The organism is Mucilaginibacter sediminis (genome assembly GCF_051903035.1).
Classification (GTDB): Bacteria; Bacteroidota; Bacteroidia; order Sphingobacteriales; family Sphingobacteriaceae; genus Mucilaginibacter.
In genome coordinates this window covers 6,900,949-6,921,569 of the sequence record NZ_CP170602.1, presented here as the reverse complement: position 1 = coordinate 6,921,569, position 20,621 = coordinate 6,900,949, and the positions used below count along the sequence as shown (strand labels likewise).

The 20,621-nt window shown below is 43.9% G+C and carries 16 protein-coding genes; 3 read left to right on the top strand and 13 right to left on the bottom strand.

Features of this window, described 5'->3' with window-relative positions; translation table 11 throughout:
• Window positions 1–36 precede the first annotated feature (36 nt).
• The 13 genes from ACFGVS_RS28840 to ACFGVS_RS28780 all read right to left on the bottom strand — a co-directional run bounded on the left by ACFGVS_RS28840 (window position 37) and on the right by ACFGVS_RS28780 (window position 18,450).
• Window positions 37–1,281: an NAD(P)/FAD-dependent oxidoreductase gene (locus tag ACFGVS_RS28840; protein ID WP_439696590.1), complete on the bottom strand. Its 1,245-nt coding sequence runs from the start codon at window positions 1,279–1,281 to the stop codon at window positions 37–39.
• A 334-nt stretch (window positions 1,282–1,615) separates the two neighbouring features.
• Window positions 1,616–2,617 carry a 4-hydroxyproline epimerase gene (locus tag ACFGVS_RS28835; RefSeq protein ID WP_439696589.1) on the bottom strand — a complete coding sequence of 334 codons (1,002 nt, stop codon included), beginning with the start codon at window positions 2,615–2,617 and terminating at the stop codon, window positions 1,616–1,618.
• Window positions 2,618–2,691: 74 nt separating this feature from the next.
• On the bottom strand, window positions 2,692–3,630 hold the full coding sequence (locus ACFGVS_RS28830) for a dihydrodipicolinate synthase family protein (RefSeq protein ID WP_439696588.1): 939 nt from the start codon (window positions 3,628–3,630) through the stop codon (window positions 2,692–2,694).
• Window positions 3,631–4,000: 370 nt separating this feature from the next.
• Complete coding sequence (locus ACFGVS_RS28825) at window positions 4,001–4,306, bottom strand: DUF3784 domain-containing protein (RefSeq protein WP_439696587.1); 306 nt, start codon at window positions 4,304–4,306, stop codon at window positions 4,001–4,003.
• Between the two features lie 132 nt (window positions 4,307–4,438).
• Entirely contained in the window at window positions 4,439–4,633 is a 195-nt protein-coding gene (locus ACFGVS_RS28820) for a DUF2683 family protein (RefSeq protein WP_439696586.1), read from the bottom strand.
• Between the two features lie 49 nt (window positions 4,634–4,682).
• The gene (locus ACFGVS_RS28815; RefSeq protein ID WP_274209138.1) at window positions 4,683–4,874 is read right to left on the bottom strand and encodes a hypothetical protein; all 192 of its coding nucleotides are present in this window, start codon (window positions 4,872–4,874) and stop codon (window positions 4,683–4,685) included.
• 93 nt (window positions 4,875–4,967) lie between these two features.
• Window positions 4,968–7,133 carry a 1,4-alpha-glucan branching protein GlgB gene (gene glgB / locus ACFGVS_RS28810; protein WP_439696585.1) on the bottom strand — a complete coding sequence of 722 codons (2,166 nt, stop codon included), beginning with the start codon at window positions 7,131–7,133 and terminating at the stop codon, window positions 4,968–4,970.
• 326 nt (window positions 7,134–7,459) lie between these two features.
• Complete coding sequence (locus tag ACFGVS_RS28805) at window positions 7,460–9,940, bottom strand: glycoside hydrolase family 31 protein (protein WP_439696584.1); 2,481 nt, start codon at window positions 9,938–9,940, stop codon at window positions 7,460–7,462.
• Between the two features lie 112 nt (window positions 9,941–10,052).
• Entirely contained in the window at window positions 10,053–11,414 is a 1,362-nt protein-coding gene (locus tag ACFGVS_RS28800; RefSeq protein WP_439696583.1) for an MFS transporter, read from the bottom strand.
• Between the two features lie 265 nt (window positions 11,415–11,679).
• Entirely contained in the window at window positions 11,680–13,401 is a 1,722-nt protein-coding gene (locus tag ACFGVS_RS28795; protein WP_439696582.1) for an alpha-amylase family glycosyl hydrolase, read from the bottom strand.
• A gap of 95 nt (window positions 13,402–13,496) precedes the next feature.
• Window positions 13,497–15,806 carry a glycoside hydrolase family 65 protein gene (locus ACFGVS_RS28790; protein WP_439696581.1) on the bottom strand — a complete coding sequence of 770 codons (2,310 nt, stop codon included), beginning with the start codon at window positions 15,804–15,806 and terminating at the stop codon, window positions 13,497–13,499.
• 88 nt (window positions 15,807–15,894) lie between these two features.
• Complete coding sequence (gene pgmB / locus ACFGVS_RS28785; protein WP_439696580.1) at window positions 15,895–16,542, bottom strand: beta-phosphoglucomutase; 648 nt, start codon at window positions 16,540–16,542, stop codon at window positions 15,895–15,897.
• Window positions 16,543–16,587: 45 nt separating this feature from the next.
• Window positions 16,588–18,450 (bottom strand): alpha-amylase family glycosyl hydrolase, encoded by a 1,863-nt coding sequence (locus tag ACFGVS_RS28780; protein WP_439696579.1) that lies wholly within the window; start codon window positions 18,448–18,450, stop codon window positions 16,588–16,590.
• 191 nt (window positions 18,451–18,641) lie between these two features.
• On the opposite strand from ACFGVS_RS28780, the gene ACFGVS_RS28775 reads away from it, so the two are divergent.
• The 3 genes from ACFGVS_RS28775 (at window position 18,642) to ACFGVS_RS28765 (ending at window position 20,276) form a co-directional block, all read left to right on the top strand.
• Window positions 18,642–19,001 (top strand): hypothetical protein, encoded by a 360-nt coding sequence (locus ACFGVS_RS28775; protein ID WP_090644364.1) that lies wholly within the window; start codon window positions 18,642–18,644, stop codon window positions 18,999–19,001.
• Between the two features lie 73 nt (window positions 19,002–19,074).
• Complete coding sequence (locus tag ACFGVS_RS28770; RefSeq protein ID WP_439696578.1) at window positions 19,075–19,386, top strand: transposase; 312 nt, start codon at window positions 19,075–19,077, stop codon at window positions 19,384–19,386.
• Window positions 19,305–20,276: an IS3 family transposase gene (locus tag ACFGVS_RS28765; protein ID WP_439699271.1), complete on the top strand. Its 972-nt coding sequence runs from the start codon at window positions 19,305–19,307 to the stop codon at window positions 20,274–20,276. The genes ACFGVS_RS28770 and ACFGVS_RS28765 overlap by 82 nt, the downstream gene beginning before the upstream one ends.
• The last annotated feature ends 345 nt before the right edge of the window (window positions 20,277–20,621 follow it).

Here is a 20,621-nt window from a genome sequence, read left to right as displayed (position 1 = left end):
TTAGGAGTTAAAACGTCGCGACAGTTATACTTTTTGCTAACTTCTATGCGGTGCAAAAGCCTCAATATCAATACTGGTTTTTGTACCCGAAATTACCTCCTGTACTAATAACCCTGTAGCGGCTCCTAAACTAAGGCCCATCATGCCATGCCCGGTTGCTATTACAAGGTTGCCGAATTTGTTGCTCCTGCCGATATAGGGCAAGCCATCAGCAGATGACGGCCGGAAACCAAACCAGATATCTTTTTCGAAAGGTACAGCAGGTTTCAGGCCGGGAAAATACTTAGGTACCGACTCAACAATACCTTTTACCCGGTTCATGTTGATGCGGCTGTTAATTTTATCCAGCTCCATGGTACCGCCGTAGCGCAGGCCGCCATTCATCGGGGTAATTGCCACGCGTGCTTCTGCCAGCAATGCCGGAATCTGCATGGATGGAACTTGTTCCTTCACATTAAAAGAATAGCCTTTACCCGGCATTAGTAATATTTTAACACCCAACAATTTACCTATCGCCGGCGACCAGGAGCCACCAGCAACAATATATTCATCGGCTGTAAATTCTTCATTATGCGATAAAACCCTGGTTACTTTACCTGCAACAGTTTCTATTTTAGTAACCTCTTTATTCGTAATAAGATTTACCCCCGCGTTCTTAAGGTATTTTACCAGCGCCGCCATCAGCTTATTTGGCGATAGGTGTGCGTCGCAACGGTAATGCACCGCCCCTAATACATCAAGCTCCAGGTTGGGCTGTAGCTTAACACAATCGGCAGGGCTAAGCACTGCCATGTCCAATCCCAGTTCACGGCCTTTTTCGGCCAGGTGGGCTTCCTCTTCGCCGGCCTTTTCGGTTTTGTAAAACATCAGGATGCCTTTTTCAACCAGGTCGAAAACGAAGCCAGGCTCTTTACTCAGGTCTTCATAAAGCTTTTTGCTCAGTAAAGAAAGTTCAGTTAAAGGGGTTGCAGACCGCTCTACGTGCCCTGCATTTGCTTTTTGAAGAAATTTTAATCCCCAGGAGATAAGTTGCGGGTTAAACGATGGCTTTACATAAAACGGGCTCTTGCTGTTAAACATCCATTTAATGCCCTGCGAAACCATACCCGGAGTTGCCAACGGAATAAAGTGACTGGGTACTATCATACCCGCGTTACCAAACGAACAGCTATCAGTCAGGTCGCCTTTATCCAGCACGGTAACCTCGTGCCCGGCCTTTTGTAAATAATATGCAGAACTTAAACCTACAATTCCACCACCTATGATGAGTACTTTTGACATTTTGTTATCGGAGCTTAAAGCTAAAGGCGCAAAGCCGAAAGCTTGAGTTTTTGTACTTTGAATTACTAAAAACACATGTCATTTCGAAACGAGGTACGAGTGAGAAATCTTATATGAGCGATAAGTTCGGATGCAAGTCGCATAAGATTTTACGCTACGTTCGAGAGATAGTTTCTCCGCGCGTCACGCTCAACTCCCTTTTGTTCGTTCAAAATGACATATCCTATTTCCCTGTCATCCTGAGGCACGAAGGATCAATCAGCTGTGCACAACCGATAGAAAAGTTCACGAATAGATCCTTCGTACCTCAGGATGACAGTCTTTTTATATTTTATTATATCACCTGGAAACCATGTGCATACGGGTCATCATCATCTATTTTGATGGTGTTGTAACCGTAAACTTTTGCCCAGCCTTCAACACTCGGAATAATGGCATCCAGTTCGCCTATCTTCACCACCTCTTCTACCTTGCCTATGAATTTACTGCCAATGATGCTTTCATGGATAAAAGGCTCGCCAACTTTCAGCTTGCCTTTTGCATACCACTGTGCCATACGTGCCGATGTACCTGTGCCACAAGGCGACCTATCGATAGCCTTATCGCCATAAAATACAGCGTTACGGGCGGTAGAAGTGCTATCTAATGTTGCACCTGCCCAAAGGATATGGGTACACGTATTTATAGTAGGATCTTGCGGGTGAACAAATTTATATTTTTCGTTAATGCGCTTGCGTAATACCTGACTCCAGGCTATTAGCTGCCCGGCGGTATAATTTTCAAGCCCGGCAAAATTTGGCTGCGGATCAACAATGGCATAGTAATTACCCCCGTAAGAGACATCGATGGTTAGCATACCCAGATCCGGGCACTCCACCTCCAGGTTGGTGGCAGCAAGATAGGCTGCCACGTTTCTGAGCTTAACCGAAGTAACTTTTTTTCCTTCCTGCTTATACTCTATCAAAACCAGGCCGGCCGGCGCTTCCATACGTACTATACCAGGAATTTTGGGCTCAATCAGACCTTCTTCAATAGCAATGGTTATGGTACCAATGGTACCATGCCCACACATAGGCAGGCAGCCGCTTGTTTCAATAAACAAAACGGCCACATCATTATCAGGATCATGAGGCGGAAACAAGATACTTCCCGACATCATATCGTGCCCTCTTGGTTCAAACATCAGCCCGGTGCGAATCCAGTCGTACTCTTTTAAAAAGTGCTGGCGCTTTTGGCTCATGTTATCGCCTTTAAGCGTTGGGCCGCCACCCACCACTACCCTCACGGGGTTACCACAGGTGTGCGCATCTATACAAAAAAATGTTTTACTACTCATTTGAAAGCATAAAGCTTAAGGCCGAAAGCATAAAGCCGGCCTTAAGCTTTGTTTATAGTTTTACTAAATGATTATTAAGCTTCAACTTCGGTTAGTTTACCCCAACTGCCAACAGGTAGCTCCGGGCGAACAGCTAAAGCATCATTGATGATCTTTAATACTTTGGTACGTTCTTCGCCAATTAACGGTAAACGTGGGGCACGTACATTTTCGGTACCAATACCTGTAGCAACCTCAGCCAATTTAATGTACTGAACCAGTTTTGGATGAATATCCAATTCCAATACAGGCAAAAACCAACGGTAAATGGTTAAGGCTTCTGCAATTCTGCCGGCTTTTACCAAACGGTAAATAGCTACAGTTTCTTTAGGGAAAGCATCAACCAAACCTGCAACCCAACCGTCGGCACCCATTACAAGGCTTTCCATAGCTAACGGATCAACACCGGTAAATATAGCGTAGCGGTTGCCAAAACGATTAAACATTTTGGTAACGTTTGATACATTACGGGTTGATTCTTTTACCGCCTGTATGTTTTCATAAACCGATAGTTTTTCAAACATATCCAGTGTAACTTCAATTTTATAATCAACCGGGTTGTTGTATATCATGATGGGCAGTTCGGTACTTTCGGCAACTGCTCCTATGTAAGCCAAAGTTTCGCGTTCTTCGCTGTTATAGCGCATTGGCGGCAATAGCATTAAACCATCGGCACCGGTATCAAAAGCTCTTTTAGCACAGGCTACGGCCGCTTTAGTAGTTTGCTCGGCAATATTTAGTATTACAGGTACTTTGCCATCAACATAATCAATGGTATGCTTTAATAACGCAAACTTTTCATCATCGGTAAGCACGCTGGCTTCGCCTAATGAACCGCCTAAAATAAACCCGTCAACACCAGCTTCAAGCTGTGCGGCAAGGTTTACATCAAAAGCATCAAAATCTAATTCGTCGTTATCGGTGAACTTGGTGGTTACCGCAGGGAATACGCCTTTCCAGTCAAAAGTTATCATTGTTTCTTATTTTTATCAAAAGTACGGTGGATTACTAAATTATTGAACTAACAATTTAGCAATCATTAGCCGGATTTTAGCCTCATTCCTCTGTTTTTGTTAAAAAAAGATGGATTAACTACCATTTTGGGTTAAGATATGGTTGAAGGTAAGCTCTAATTTAAGGATAATATTTTAACAATATGGTAAGCGATAAATTGGAAGCAAGCGTTTTTTGTCCGCCCTCGCCTGTCGGAGCGGTAATATGCTTTGCTAACGGGCAGGAATGTTGTTAAACGATTTGAGCAATAGTGATAGTGTTGGGTATTGGCTAATGTGGCCAAGGCCTGCACAAGAGAGGTTAACCCAGGGCGCTAGTATTATATTATAATTACAGCCGCCTGAACCTGCGCTTGCCTGCAATGGCAAAAACAGAAGTTGCCAGGATGCCGCCCACAAAAAATATTAAGGCAAGGTTCATTTGGGCGGGCAGGTAAGTCATGCCGATACCGGTGAGCAGGGCTATGGCGGCATTGATAAGCATCAGGTTGCCTACCCAGTTACATAGTCCGTTAACATCGCTCACCAGGTTTTCATCAAACCCGGATATAAGGCTGGCTTTCTTTTTATATTTTATTTGATAGCCCAGGATAAACATGGCCAGCGATATTGTGCCAAAAACAAAGAGGTTAAGCATATTATTCGGGTAAATAGGTAAAGAATGGCTCTTGTCGGGTATCCCAAAAAACAAAAGGATTATTACTTTGAATAGATGTGTATAATACCAACAGCGTTTCTTTAGCTGATTGGGTATAATAAATTTTAAGGCTCATGAAAGGCCAAGCATGTCTCTTACTCCGGTGTAGGGCGTTAACTTCCCTTCTTTGGCTTGTTTCAAAGATTCTTTTACGCCTTGTACAACATAATCGGGGTAAACCTCACTCTTTTGTTCAAAGGTAATTTTCTTCGCTTTCATGGCCGTCAATTGTTCTTTATTCTCGGGATATATGATCAATGCGTCCATATTCAAAATTAAAGATTATTATAACCAAAGCAATGTAACTATCTTCAATTTACATCAATTCGCCATCCTTATGCTCATGGTAGGTTTTATAGGCCAGGTAATAAAGCACCAGGGCGGGCAAGGCGTTTAATAATATGTTTACGGCGTTTATATCGGGGTAGGTCATGAATACCTGTATAATTAGCAACACCAGGGCTACCGAGCCACCTACAATAAAAAGGTTACGAAATTTGGGGTTCATGGGCAGGTAAATGTATAATATGAATATTCAACCACTTATTAAACGCAAAAGCTTAATAAATGGTTGAATATATTTATAGCGATTTGGCGTTATTTATCGCTTTAGTTCGTATTTGGCAGGTGCATCGGGTACTTTTTTAAATACCGTGGCTGCCAAAGGGGGTATAGTAATGTTGATAGAATTGTCCTTACCATGCCATTTTTCGGCATCGGCAGTAACCGGGTGATAATTAATGATGCCGCTGCCCCAAAGGTTTTGAGCATCTGAATTAAATACTTCCTGCCATTTGCCGCCTGCGGGTACGCCAATGCGGTAGTTATAACGCGGTACCGGGGTCATGTTCAGGATAATTACCAGGTCGTCGGCACGATTATGCCCCATACGGCCATAAACCAGTATCGAGTCGTTGGCGTTGCCACCGTCTATCCATTCAAAGCCGGTAAAGTCAAAGGCTTTTTCATACAGCGCAGGCTCATCCTTATACAGCTGGTTAAGCGCTTTAACCGTTGCCGCCATGCCCTGGTGATTAGGGTACTGCATTACATGCCATTGTAAAGACTGACTATAATTCCACTCATCGCCTTGCCCAAACTCGGCACCCATAAATAGTAATTTGGTACCCGGGTGCGTAAACATGTAACTGTACATGAGGCGCAGGTTGGCAAATTGCTGCCACTCATCACCGGGCATTTTGCGCAGCATGCTGCCTTTGCCGTATACCACCTCATCGTGCGAGAAAGGCAGCATAAAGTTTTCGGTAAAGGCGTATATGGTACTAAAGGTGATTTCGTTATGGTGATACTTACGGTGGATAGGATCTTCGTGGAAATAATCGATGGTATCGTGCATCCATCCCATCATCCATTTCATCCCGAAACCTAAGCCACCTAAATAAACCGGGCGGCTAACACCTGTAAACGATGTAGATTCTTCGGCAATGGTTTGGGTTGATGGGAAATGGCTGTAAACGGCCTCGTTAAACTCTTTCAGGAACGAAATAGCTTCGAGGTTTTCGTTGCCGCCATAAATATTGGCTTCCCACTCGCCATGCTTGCGCGAGTAATCCAGGTAAAGCATAGATGCTACAGCGTCTACCCGTAAACCATCGGCATGGTATCTATCCAGCCAAAACAGCGCGTTACTGATCAGGAATGCCCTAACCTCGTTACGCCCATAGTTAAATATGTACGATTTCCAATCTGGATGGAATCCTTTACGAGCGTCGGCATGCTCATACAGGTGTGTGCCATCAAATTTGTACAAGGCATGAATATCGCCCGGGAAATGCGATGGCACCCAATCCAGTATTACCCCGATGCCAGCCTTGTGAAATTCTTCGATAAGAAACATCAGTTCCTGGGGTGAGCCATAACGGGAAGCTGCTGCAAAGTAGCCCGAAATTTGGTAGCCCCAGCTTGGATAATACGGGTGCTCCATTATAGGCATAAACTCTACGTGTGTAAAGCCCATTTCTTTAACGTATGGCACCAGTTTGTGTGCCAGTTCGGTATAAGTTAAAAACTGGTCGGGGCTTTCGGGGCTGCGGGCCCATGAACCCAGGTGCACTTCGTAAACGCTGTAAGGTTTATCAAGCGCATTATGCTCATGGCGGTTAGCCATCCAGTCGCCATCGGTCCATTCGTAAAAGGTATCAACAACTATCGATGCCGTGCTTGGCGGTACTTCCCAGCGCAAGGCAAAAGGATCGGCCTTTTCAAGGTCTTCGCCGGTTGATGATTTTATATAATATTTATAGGTTTCGCCTACGCCCACATTCGGGATAAAACCTTCCCAGATGCCGGATGAATCCCAACGGGCATTCAAACTGTGCGAACCGCGGTTCCAGCCGTTAAAGTTTGCTATAACCGATACATACTGCGCGTTTGGCGCCCAAACTGAAAAGTAGGTACCCACTACGCCCTGATATTCCACCACGTGCGAGCCAAACTTTTCATAAAGCTTAAAGTGCTTTCCCGACTTAAATAAACTGATATCAAAATCGGTAAAGCGGCTATATGGCTCAACGGCTTTTAATATTACAGTATTTGTGGCTTGTACCGCTTCGGCAACTTTGACTTTAGCGGTTTTGGGCTTGGTTGTTTTCGCAACTGGCGCTGCTTTAGCTTTTACAGCTTTTTTAGCGGTGTCTGCAACAACTTCGGGTTCAACTTTATCTGCCTTTGCTTTGGTTGCTTTTTTTTCTTTTACAGGCTTTTCTTCCGGTAGCGGGGTGTCGGTTGTCTTCGTTTTTTTGGCCATGATATAGATAACCTGTAGGGGCTTGTAACAATAACCCAAATTACAGGATTGAGTTTGGTTTATATAAAATCAAATATAACAGGATTATGACATTATGCAGGGTTTAAGGGATTTATTTTTTAAAGCAGGATGAAGATACAAGATAATGGAGTGGTTTTGATTTTCTCTCCAAAAGTTAGCACACCTGTCATCCTGAGGTACGAAGGATCTGCGCGCCATACTTTGGCGACCAGTAAGATCTGCGAATAGATCTTTCATTCCTCAGGATGACAGAAAATGATAAATTGTACCCCAACAAAAAACCCCGGTATGCCGGGGTTTTTATATTATTTTGAGATTTCTATCTGCTTAAACTTTTTACTGTATTTAAACTCCATAGTGCCATCAGCGTTGATGGAAAAAGCGGTTACGTTTTTACCATCGACCATTATTTTGTGTGGCTTAAATGGTAAGCCGATAACGTTAAAGTGATAGCCCTCGTAGCGTGGAGTGTACAGCCCCTCCATGCTTTGGCCTATGGTTAGTTTTCTTGAGTTGCCATTTACCACAAATTTTTTCTCGAGGTAAATATCTTGCTCATAGGCAAAAGTTTCGCCGTAATCTTCAAACAGGAAGGAGTTTACTTCGTAATCGGTATAGTAAACGTTCAGTTTAACTTCTTCAATTTCCTTTTCGCCTGTGTATTGCATCACCGGGTATTCGGGTATTACCGATCCGGCCTTTACAAACAGCGGCATGGTTTCCAGCGGGGTGTCAACGGTTACTTCCTTACCGCCTTCCAGCACTTCAAATGTCCAGTAATTAAACCATTTACCTTTTGGCAGGTACACGTTGCGTTTTATCTGGCCTGGCTCCATTACCGGGCAAACCAAAATTTTATCGCCATAGGTAAATTCATCCTGGCGGAAGTGGTTTAACAACACATCCTGCTCATGCATTACCACCGGCCTCAAGATAGGGAAACCGTAGCGGTGGTGCTCCCAAAAAGTAGAGTATAAGTACGGGATAAGCCTGTAACGCAACTCGATAAACTTACGATTGATTTCGGTAAACGGTTCGCCAAAACTCCAGGGCTCGCGCTCTTTGGTATCACCTGCAGAGTGCGCGCGCATAAAGGGCGAGAAGGTGCCCAACTGTATCCAGCGGGTAAATAGTTCGCCATCAGGCTCGCCGCTAAAACCGCCAATATCTGTACCGCAGAAAGGGATGCCCGATACTGATAGGCGCTGGCATTGGATGTTGCCTAATTTGAGGTGTTCCCATGAGGCCACATTATCGCCCGTCCACGCGGATGAGTAACGTTGTACGCCCGAGTATCCCGCCCTGGTTATAGTAAAAGGACGTTTGTTTTTCATGATCTTGCGCAACCCTTCGTAGGTTGAGCGTACCATTTGCATTCCGTAAACATTATGTGCCTTGCGGTGCGACCCACGGTGCCCATCATATTGATGACGAACATCATCCGGGAAGGTGCCTGCTCCAAACACGGCAGGTTCGTTCATATCATTCCAAACGCCGGCCACGCCCATATCTACCAACTCCTCAAATAAGCCTCCCCACCATTCGCGCACTTCGGGGTTGGTAAAATCCGGAAACTGGCAGCGGCCCGGCCAAACGTGACCTTCCATAAAGTAATCATCGCTGCGGCGGCAAAAATATCTATTTTCTTTACCTTCTTTAAACACCCAATAGTTATCATCAACACGGATGCCCGGATCAATAATTACAACGGTTTTAAACCCATCTGCAGCCAATTCGCTGATCATTTTCTTCGGGTCCGGGAAGTATTTCTTATTCCAGGTAAAGCAGCGGTAACCATCCATATAATCGATATCCAAATAGATACCATCGCAGGGGATCTTATTTTCGCGGAAACCTTTGGCAATTTTACGCACCTTGGCTTCGGGATAATAACTCCATCGGCACTGGTGATAACCCAGCGCCCAAAGCGGTGGCATGGGGTGCGTGCCTGTTAAAATGTGGTAGCTTTTTACCACATCCATCATGTGGGGTCCGTGGATATAATAGTATTGCAGTTCGCCGCCATCAGCCCAAAAACTGGTTTTGGTTTTGTCTTCGGCGCCAAAATCAAAATGCGCCTTAAAGGTATTATCAAAAAATATACCGTGGGCAATACCCTCGTTTACGCTGATGTAAAAAGGAATGCTACGGTAAAGCGGATCCTGGTTCCAGGCAAAGGAGTATGCATCGGTGTTCCAGTTCTTCAGCCTTTTACCACGCAGGTTAAGCTCGGTAGGCTTATCGCCCAGGCCAAAAAAGCTTTCATCTTTAGCGCATGTTTTGGTGCAAAACACGTAATAACCACCAAACTGAACATTCTCTTCCCAGTGCATAGGCACAGCATCCGAGCTGGTTACATGGTTATTGCTATCAGAAAACGAAATGAAAAAATCCTTTTTACGGATGTGGCAATTTATCGCTTTAGTTGCTACACGAAACTCGTTATCATCCTCGTACAAGGTGAAGGCTGCAGCTTTATGCTCCAGCTTAGGAACGGCGTATGAGAATTCTTCAAGGAAAACACTATGCGGCGCCAATCTTACGCGGATAATCTCGTCGGTAACAACAACAACTTCTACTTTGGCATCGCCATCTGTAAAGTAAAATTTATTGCCTATCTGATCGGCATGGTTTGGTATGCCAAGATATTTTTTGATGATGGGTTTTATGCCATCGGCGGGGTTATTAAGGTGATGAAACTCCTCTTCCTCTTCTTCTTCCAGTAAGTTTTTAATCTCAACTATCTTACTGGTTAGCTCTTCCGGATTGGGTGTGTTACTTTCCATTCAAATTATTTAACGGGGTTTGTGCAAATATGTATAATGTGTACTTACTACGCAATATACAACATTTGATTTGAGGAAAAATCATTAACCGAGGTAGTTTTTAACGTTTTCTTCAATTTGAAGCCTCTATTATTTGAATTTTCTTACCATCCTGCACAAAAAACACCGATATAGCTGCGATAAACATAAAAACACCACCCATAATTAAACCGTAAATCGACTCGCTATTAAACAAATGTTTGATAATAAGGCTGCTGCTAAGGCTGCTTACTATTTGCGGAAACGTGATAAAAAAGTTGAACAGCCCCATGTAAACCCCGATTTTTTTTGCCGGTATCGAGCTTGATAATATGGCATACGGCATGGCCAAAATACTGCCCCACGCCAAGCCTACGCCAACCATTGACAAGTACAACAAATTATGGTTTTCAATAAAAAACACCGAAATTAAACCAATACCGCCCATGGCTAATGAAAAAGCATGCGTTCTTTTCCGGTTAATCTTTTTAACTATCCACGGTAATGATAGTGCGTACAATGCCGAAACGCCGTTGTATACGCCAAACATTTTACCTACAAAATCACTGGCATTGTTATAAGCCTGTGAAGATGTATCGCCCGAAGGCAGATGAAATATGTGTGTAGCTATGGCAGGGGTTGTCCAAACCCACATGGAGAACAGGGCAAACCACGAAAAAAACTGTACCAAACCAAGCTGTTTCATGGTTTTGGGCATGTTTACCAAATCATTTATAAATTCCATAATGCCGCTTCGCTTTACCGTTTCTGCATCTGGCTCATGAAATTTAGCATATTCTTCAGGCGGGTATTCTTTTGTTTTTACAACCGTCCATAAAATACAGCCGATTAATATCAGCCCGCCTGCATAAAATGAATAAAGCAGATTATCAGGTACGATGCCCTTTGCCGCAACTGAAGGCACATGAAGCCATTCGCTTAAAACAGATGGCAATACCGACCCCATGATGGCGCCTACGCCTATCAGGCAAGTCTGCATGGAAAACCCGGCAGTATGCTGACTATCGGGCAGGTTATCGGCAACCAATGCCCTAAACGGCTCCATAGCAACGTTAAAGGATGCATCCATCAGCATGAGCATACCTGCGCCAACAATTATGGGCGGAATTAAAAATGCAAGCCCCGATGAATTCGGCAAAAAACAAAGCGCCAAACCAGACAGCAAAGCCCCGGTTAAAAAATAAGGGCGACGGCGCCCCAAACGGTTCCACGTACGATCGCTGTAATGCCCGATAATTGGCTGAATGATCATCCCTGTAAGTGGGGCTGCCAACCAAAAAAACGACAGGTTACCTACATCGGCACCAAAGGTTTGCAGTATGCGGCTTGCATACCCGGTTTGCAGCGCGAAGCCAAACTGGATGCCCAAAAAGCCAAAGCTCATGTTCCAGATTTGCCAGAAACTTAATCTTGGCTTTTGTAATACTTTATTCATCTTTTTGGTTCATTGGTTAATTGTCAGAATCAGAATTTACAGAATTAAAGGATTCTCAGAATGATTTTTGGTTTGATTACGCTCTCTACCTGTCATCCTGAGGAACGAAGGATCTATTTTAAACTATGCATAGCCGCTTGTAAAGTTGGCTAATAGATGCTTCGTGCCTCAGCATGACAGGGGCGAAGTTGTATTATCTAATTAGCCGCTTCTATTTTTCTATTCTGTTAATTCTAAAATTCTGTAAATTCTGATTCAGACGACTTTAAAACTCCAGCATCAACCCGCTACTGGCCGCTACAGTTACCTCAACACCATTTTTAATGTTATCGGTGCCGAATTTGTTGCCGCTGAGCAGATCGGTAAATTGCTGTTTGCCGTTTATATTTAGTTTGTGTAACAGGTCATCCGGAAGTTTTACGCTTAATTTGCGAACGTCCCGGTTAAAATTGGTTATCACTAATATACGCTGATTATTGGTATAACGCAGGTATACGTACATTTTAGTATCAAAACCAGGCTGGTGCTCATTAGCCATCATCAGTTCATAAAAAGCGCCGGTTTTAATGGCTTCGCTGTTGTGCACGGCGTTAAGCAGGGTACTGTAAAAGCCGCGCAATTTTTTCTGATTATCAGATAGTTTACCGCCGTCATAAGCGCCGCCGTTAAGCCATTTCTGGTGTTCGGGCACACCCCAATAGTCAAATATCGAGCTGCGTCCATCATTACCGCTAAAGCCTTCACTACCTGCTCCGGGTTCACCAACTTCCTGGCCAAAGTAGATCATTACCGGCCCGGTGTTTAGCGTTGCTGTGATAATCATACCCGGCACGGCCAGCCACGGGTTGCCGGCAAAATCAGGCGATGCAATGCGTTGCTCGTCATGGTTTTCCATAAAGCGCAGCATATGCTCGTCTATTCCTTTGCTATCATGGTTCCAAACCGCGTTTATTCCCCAGGTGTTGGTGTGGTAATCGTTGCGGGTTAAATTTCTGATGGTGTCATACAGGCCAACCTTATCATACAGGTAATCAAAATGCCCCTTAAATATATAATCGCAGTATTTGCCTTTATCGTAGGCTTCGCCAATGAAAACGATGCCGGGATGTTCGGCCTTCATTTTCGGGATTACCCAGGCCCAGAATTCGATGGGCACCATTTCTACCATATCGCAGCGAAAACCATCAACACCTTTGGCAGTCCAGTATTTTAAAATATCATAAACCTTGTTCCAAAGCGGCGGTATCGGGTCGAAATGGCCGCGGCGATGATCCATGTAATCAACGCCATAATTTAGCTTCATCGTCTCGAACCAATCATTAATAGATGGCGATGCGCTGAACACATCGTTACCAGTTGCTTTGGCTGGATTCTCATCAAATTTACCATCCTTTAAAGGGCTTTTAAATTCATCACCGCCGGGATTGTATCCCGCAGGAACCGTAAATGGCTGCCCCGGTATGTAGTAAAAATCGTTTTGCGGGCTAAAGCCTTTGCTTTTATCATCATCCTGACCGAAGTCGCGTACGCCGGCCGGTTTTACATCTGATGCATAAGTACGGGCCACATGGTTAGGTACCAGATCCATCAATACTTTTAGCCCGTTGCTGTGGCTACGTTTAATTAATTCTTCGTACTCGCCGATGCGGTTTTTCACGTCAACGGCCAGATCAGGATCAATATCATAATAGTCCTTAATAGCATATGGTGAGCCCGCCCTGCCCTTCACAATATCCGGATCATCGGCTTTAATGCCATAAGCCGAATAATCAGTCATGGTCGCATGCTCAATTACGCCGGTATACCAAACGTAGGTAAAGCCCATTTTTTTTATTTCCTGAAGGGCTTTATCGTTAATGTCGTTCAGCTTACCAACGCCATTCTCTTCAATTGAGCCATTGGTTTTGTTTAGCGTTTTAGTATTGCCAAAAAGCCGCGGCAATAGTTGGTATATGATCAGCTTATGATTGGCTGCGGTTTGTTCCATTTTTGTTTTTTTAGGGTGATGTTTCGTCTGCGCAAGCGAAATTAACGGAATCATTGATACCGCTATAAAACAGGAGAAAAGTTTATTGCTTTTCATTATGCCTCAACCAATAATTCCTCGTTGGCATTTACCAACTGATCTTTTCCGTAAACAGATACCGTGGTTGCCACATCAGACAGGTTTTTGATTTGCACGCCTTCCTTGCTTACTTTGATATTTAGCAAAGCCCCACGGAAACCGATATGGAACGAAAAAGACGCCCATTTTTCGGGGATAAACGGCTGGAACAACAGTTTGCCATCTCTTACACGCATACCGCCAAAACCTTCCACAACAGCCATCCACGTGCCGGCCATTGAGGTGATGTGGCAGCCATCTTCGGTATCGTTATTGTAATCGTCCAAATCTAAGCGGGCAGTACGCAGGTAAAATTCGTAAGCACGGGCCTCATCACCCAATTTGGCAGCTAAAATAGCGTGCACACATGGCGACAATGACGACTCATGCACCGTGCGTGGCTCGTAATAATCAAAATTTCTGCGGATTGTATCTATATCGTAATGATCTTCAAAAAAGTAAATGCCCTGTAATACGTCGGCCTGTTTAATGTAGCAGGAGCGCAGTATCCTATCCCAGCTCCATTTCTGGTTCAACGGGCGATCTGTTGCCGGCAGGTCTTTTACTAATATCTGTTCTTTATCCAGGTAACCGTCCTGCTGTAAAAATATGCCCCGCTTTTCATCGTGGCCCAGGTACATATTTTCAACAATGTGGCCAAAACGGCTAAACTCCGTTGCTTCATCCAAGTCAATTTTGGCGGCAAGGGCATCGTATTTAGCCTTATCGGCTGTCTTCACTTTTTCGGCAGCTTCCATGGTATATTTCATACACCAAACGGCCAGCATGCTGGTATACCAGTTATTGTTTACATTATTCTCGTACTCATTTGGCCCGGTAACACCCAGCATTACATATTGTTGCTTATCCTGCGACCAGCTTACCCGTTGCGACCAAAACCTGGCTATCGCTATCAGCACTTCAAAGCCATAATCGGCCAGGTATGCTTCATCGGCGGTATAGCGCACGTAGTTAAAAATAGCGTAAGCGATAGCGCCATTCCGGTGAATTTCTTCAAAGGTGATCTCCCACTCGTTATGGCATTCGGTACCATCCATAGTAACCATGGGATATAATGCTGCCCCGTTTTTAAAACCTAATAAAGCCGCATTCTCGATAGCCTTGCCCAATTGTTTATAACGGTAAAGCAATAGGTTGCGGGTAACCTTTTGCGGCGCGGTGGCAAGGTAAAAAGGTACGCAATAAGCCTCGGTATCCCAATAGGTCGAGCCTCCGTATTTTTCGCCGGTAAAGCCTTTCGGGCCAATATTCAGGCGGTCGTCTTCGCCGGTATAGGTCTGGTTAAGCTGAAAAATATTAAAGCGGATGGCTTGCTGAGCCGATTCATCACCTTCGATAATGATATCGTTGTGTTTCCATTTTTCGGCCCAGGCAGCGGCCTGTTCGGCAAGCATGGTTTCAAAGCCCTTAGCGCTAATGCGATTTAAAGTAGCTGCCAACGAGGCAACCAGTTCTTCGGGTTTATGATTTTGTGACGACAGGTTAGCGACGTACTTAATAATGCTGATGCTTTGACCCTGCTGTGCCTGTAATTCAATTTTTGATGCTACGTATTTTTCTTTCGATATCGTTGTTGTTTTTGGCCGGATAGTTTCGCCATTTTTCAAAACACTGAATTTCATACCGGTAGCTACTTCAAAACCGGTTTTTTTGGTGCGCATTACTATGTAGCCGCCATCAGGCTGGTTAGCTTTGGTCACCTCGTCCCAAAACTTCTCGTCGTAGTTGGAATCCTTGTTCACCACATCGCCGTCAATAGCCGGGGTAATAGCGATGGTACCGCTAAAGTTTAATGGAGTAATTGTGTACCTGATAGCAGCCGTTTCATCATCAACCATACTGCAAAAGCGGCAGGCTTCAACCGATACTTCTTTGCCCGATGCGGTTTTTGCGGTAAATGTACGTTTCAGGTAACCTTCCTTCATGTTCAATTCACGGCGGAAGCCGGTAACCTCGCATTTGGCCAAATCCAATTGTTCGCCACCTAAAACTACATCAATAATTGTCCAGTTAGCGGCATTCAGCACTTTGGCAAAGTATTCAGGGTAGCCGTTTTTCCACCAGCCTACGCGGGTTTTATCGGGATAATATACCCCGGCAACATAGTTGCCCAGCAGGGTTTCGCCGCTGTATGCCTCCTCAAAGTTGGCTCGCTGGCCCATGCGGCCATTACCCAAACTAAATATGCTTTCAGATACCTGGTGATGATGTGCATCAAAGCCCTCTTCGATTATCTTCCACTCATCAACTTTAATGTAATTTTTCATAACAATGCATTAAGCCCCTCTAAATCTCCCCTAAAGGGGAGACTTTTAAAAGCCCTACCCTTTAGGGGAGGGTTGGGTGGGGCTTCTCTTATAATTTAAATAATTTATCTAACGTCATTTTATCTAACCCACTGATTACCAAATCGGCATCCAGTGCGCCGGGTTGGCCTATGCCAACTACCTTCATACCGCCGGCTTTAGCTGCCTCTACCCCGGCAATGGCATCTTCAAAAACCACACATTCTTCGGGTTCAACACTTAGAGCTTTGGCTCCTGCTAAAAAAACTTCGGGATCGGGTTTGGCTTTGCTTACTTTGTTGCCATCAATAACCGCATCGAAAAGATTGGTAATACCAATTTTGTTGAGGATGGTCATCGAGTTTTTGCTGGCCGAGCCTAAGGCTATCTTGATACCTGCTTTGCGGCATATTTCTACAAACTCCTTTGCACCGGGCAGTATTTCATCGGGTTTCATCTGGTTAACCATTTCCATGTACCAGGTATTTTTTTGGGTAGCCAAAATTTCCTGCTCTGCAGCAGTTTTGGTTACGCCTCCCCAGCCTAAAATAAGCTCGAGCGAGCGTACCCGGCTTACGCCTTTTAATTGTTCGTTCTGGTGTTCTGTAAAATCGAAGCCCAGGGAGTTGGCTAATCGTTTCCAGGCCGTATAGTGATAAACGGCTGTATCAACAATTACACCATCCAGATCGAAAATACATGCTTTAATATTGTTCATTGTAACTTTTTAGATACGCGGCTCAAAGCCACTAAGATATAATTTTTAATGAGTACCGCCGGGTAATATTTCGAGCACCAAAGTGGTTTTGCCAGGTATGTTCACTTGTGCCAGGTCAACAGGCTCGTCAGTTATCACATTGCGGGCTTTTTTGGCATCGCCAATTCGTTCAAAATACCGGTCGGTTGTTGTAGTTTGATCTTTATCGCTGCTGTTGAAAATAATCATCACCGTTTTGGCGGCATCATACCTGAAGTATACATAAATTCCCTTTTCGGGTACAAACTGCATCATTTTTCCGGTTTGCAGTGCGGTTGTGCCTTTGCGGTAATTGGCCAGCTTGCTTACATAGTTAAAGGCCTCGTTTTCTTTTTTGCTACGGCCATCGGCAGTAAATTTATTCTCTTTATCCCCTTTCCAGCCGCCGGCAAAATCCTCACGTACAAGGCCATCCGGATCAGAATAGTTTTTCATCAAGATCTCGTCGCCATAATATAACTGCGGCACGCCACGCATGGTCAGCAACATGGCCATGGCTGATTTATATTTCGTAAAATCCTCTTTCACAACAGATAACAGGCGGCTCATATCATGGTTATCCATAAATATGGTGTTACGGGTGGCATCCTGGTACAAAAAGTCCTGCGCTATAACGGAGTATAGGCGACCAACGCCATCTGTCCATCCGTCATTACCGTTTAAGGCCTCGTAAATAGCGTCTTTCAATACGGCATCGGTTACACCAGGCAGGTGGGTATCCATACCGCGATTAACAGTATTACCCTGTGTAAAAAAGGCTTGGTTTGCTGCCGACCATACCAGCGTTTCGCCAAAAATGGAAAGCTTTGGAAATTCGGCCTTAACATCCTGCGCCCATTTGGCCATATATGCCGGATCGTTATACGGGTAAGTATCTAAGCGGAAACCATCGATACCTGCATATTCCACCCACCAAATGTGGTTTTGTGTAAGGTAGTTTTGTACGTAAGTGTTATTTTGATTCATATCGGCCATCCGATGATCAAACCATCCATCGGCCATCAGTTTGCGGTCCATTGGCGAAGCATGCGGATCCATCACTGCGGCATCCCTGAAATTTGATTTGGTATATGTTGGCCACTGGTGTACCCAGCTTTTCATTGGCATATCCATAATGGTATAGCCTTCGGTACCGGCATGGTTGTGCACCAGGTCTTTAATTACCTTAATGCCCATGCTGTGGCATTTTTCAACAAATTTTTTGTATAGCTCGTTGGTGCCGTAACGTGGGTCTATTTTATAATAATCGGTAACTGCGTAGCCATGATATGATGCATGCGGTTCGTCGTTCTCAATTTCCGGGGTCATCCAGATAGCAGTAACGCCTAATGCTTTTAAATAATCAAGATGGTTCATCACTCCCTGGATATCACCACCATGGCGGCTGTACATCGAATCGCGGTGAACGCCTTTCTCGCGCATATTGTCAAATGAGTCGTTGCTTTCATCACCGTTACTGAAGCGATCGGGCATGATGAGGTAGATCAGATCCTTGCTGGTTACGCCCTGGATGCGACCGGCAGATTTGTCGCGTTTATTGAGCGTATATTGGTAAACCAGGTCCTTTTGACCGGCCTTTGTAAATTTTATCGGGAACGTTCCCGGAACTGCAGAAGAAAAAAGCTGCAGATCGAGGAATAAATAATTTGAATTTTCTACTTTATGCACCGCTTTCAGCTTTACGCCACGGTAATTAATTACTACATTCCGGCCGGCAATGTTGTTGCCATGCACTATCAATTGCAGGTTAGGGTTGCTCATACCCACCCACCACGACATAGGCTCAACACGCTCTAAAGCAGGCATTTGTGCCGATGCACCCAACGCAAGCACAAGGCTGCATAAGGCAAAAAGTAAAGTTTTTTTCATACTATAAAACAGGTCAAAAAAAGTGTAATTGGCTGCGGACGGCTTTTGGGCCTATCCGCGTTTCAAATTTATAATAAAATTGATTTGTTGTGCGAAAATTTAAATAATTGTTGATGCGGAAAAATGCTTGCAAAAAAAAGCTTAATACTATTTGGATTAATTATAAATAAACACAACCTTTGTAATATTATATGATTGCGACGCTTGCCCAAACAACTCACTGGACCGATGTTTTTAAAACAACAAAAGGAGCCATTTATCAATGTGATGAAGAGCGTTGCTGGTATGTTGATTTTGCCGGTAAGGTTGCCAAATTTGATTATCGTTGTTTATTAAAGCTCCGTAAAGCAGTTTATCATATAGATATCGAGCATGCCCTGCTCAATACCACCAAAGATCCCGATGTGGAGATCATCTTTATTTGCGCCTGCGACCACTGCTACGTTTTAACCCTTGTACAAATTATAGCCCTGAAAGAACTGCTGGAAGGAACCTTTGTAATGTTGGAGTTAAACCACATATTACACGATAAGTTAGTCATTAGTCATTAGTCATTAGTCATTAGTCATTATGAGATGCATCGGTAAAACCGGACAGTAAGATTTGCTTAAATTAGCAAAACTGATGCAAGAAAAAAAGTTAGATAAGCCTCGTAGGAAATACGATGCTGAATTTAAAAGGGACGTTTTAAAAATGATATCCTCTGGTCGTTCGGTGCAGGATATATCCCATTCATTAGGAATCAATTCAAACATGATTCATAAATGGAAAGCTCAACACAATGAAGTTTTTGGTCAAAAAGGATCATATCCAGATGTTGTTAGTGGCTCTGTTTCTGATGCAGATCAGGAGCAATTGAAGGCCAGAATACGAGAGCTGGAGCAGGAAAGAGATATTTTAAAAAAAGCGTTGGGCATTTTCAGCCGGGGGATTTAAAGCAGGTGTACGCCTTTATCCTTTCCCAGGAGCAGTTCTTTCCGGTTATATTGATGTGTAGTGTTCTTTCGGTAAGCCGGAGTTGTTATTATGTTTATCGTAAGCATGGCAATGATCCTCCCAATACCGAAGAACAACAGATAGAAAATATGGTGCTCACTGCATTTGCACTGCATAAGCGGCGTTATGGCATCAGGCGGTTGTTGCCTGAGCTGGCGGATCTGGGCTTGAAAATCGGAAATTGCAAGGTTCGAAGGATATTAAAGCAGAACGGATTAATAGCAATCCAGCCCAAATCATTCGTACCCCGGACAACCGATAGCAGGCATCCATATCCAATCAGTCCTAACTTATTGAAAGGGCGTAAGCTTCCTGTAAGGATCAATGAGGTGTGGGTAGGCGACATTACTTACATTCCGTTAGCGGGTGGCGGATGGGGCTATCTGGCCGTCTGGATGGATCTGTTTTCGCGCAAGGTAACCGGATGGCAGCTATTGGGACATATGAGGGAAGAGTTAATCGTACAGGCGTTTAAAAAAGCTTGGATCAACCGGAATGTAACTGAAGACCTGATCCTTCATTCAGACCGTGGTGGACAATACGCCGGAAATAAATTCCGTGGGCTATTAGCAAGTCCCCGGTTGCACCAAAGTATGAGCGGTGTGGCTAACCCTTATGATAATGCTTTTATGGAATCCTATTTTTCCAGATTTAAAGCAGAGTTGTTGCAAGGAGGGGCTTTTGATGGATTGACAAATGCCCGTACTGAAATATTTGAATTTATAGAGATGTACTACAATCCTGTTCGCAGACATTCATCATTGGGCTATATCAGCCCGGTAGCTTTTGAGCGGCAGGCAAGTTATCAACAAAAACAGGAATCCAGATAAAAAGAAAAAAAGAAGCAAAAAAAGAAAAACGTGTTGAAATATGGAAAACCCAAGGAGGTTTCCCACATTCCAACACGACAAACAACAACAAGTTATTATTTAACTATATTTAAAAACTAAGAGAGTCCACTGTCCGGATAAACCGTCACACCTCATTAGTCATTAGTCATTAGTCATTAGTCATTAGTCATTAGTCATTAGTCATTAGTCATTAGTCATTAGTCATTAGTCATTAGGGCAAGTTGAAGTTGATGAAGATTGTTTTAAATATTTAACATAATCCACCTCACTACTCACCTATTTAGATTAAATTCATATTAACTTTATATTGAACAATATAAAATT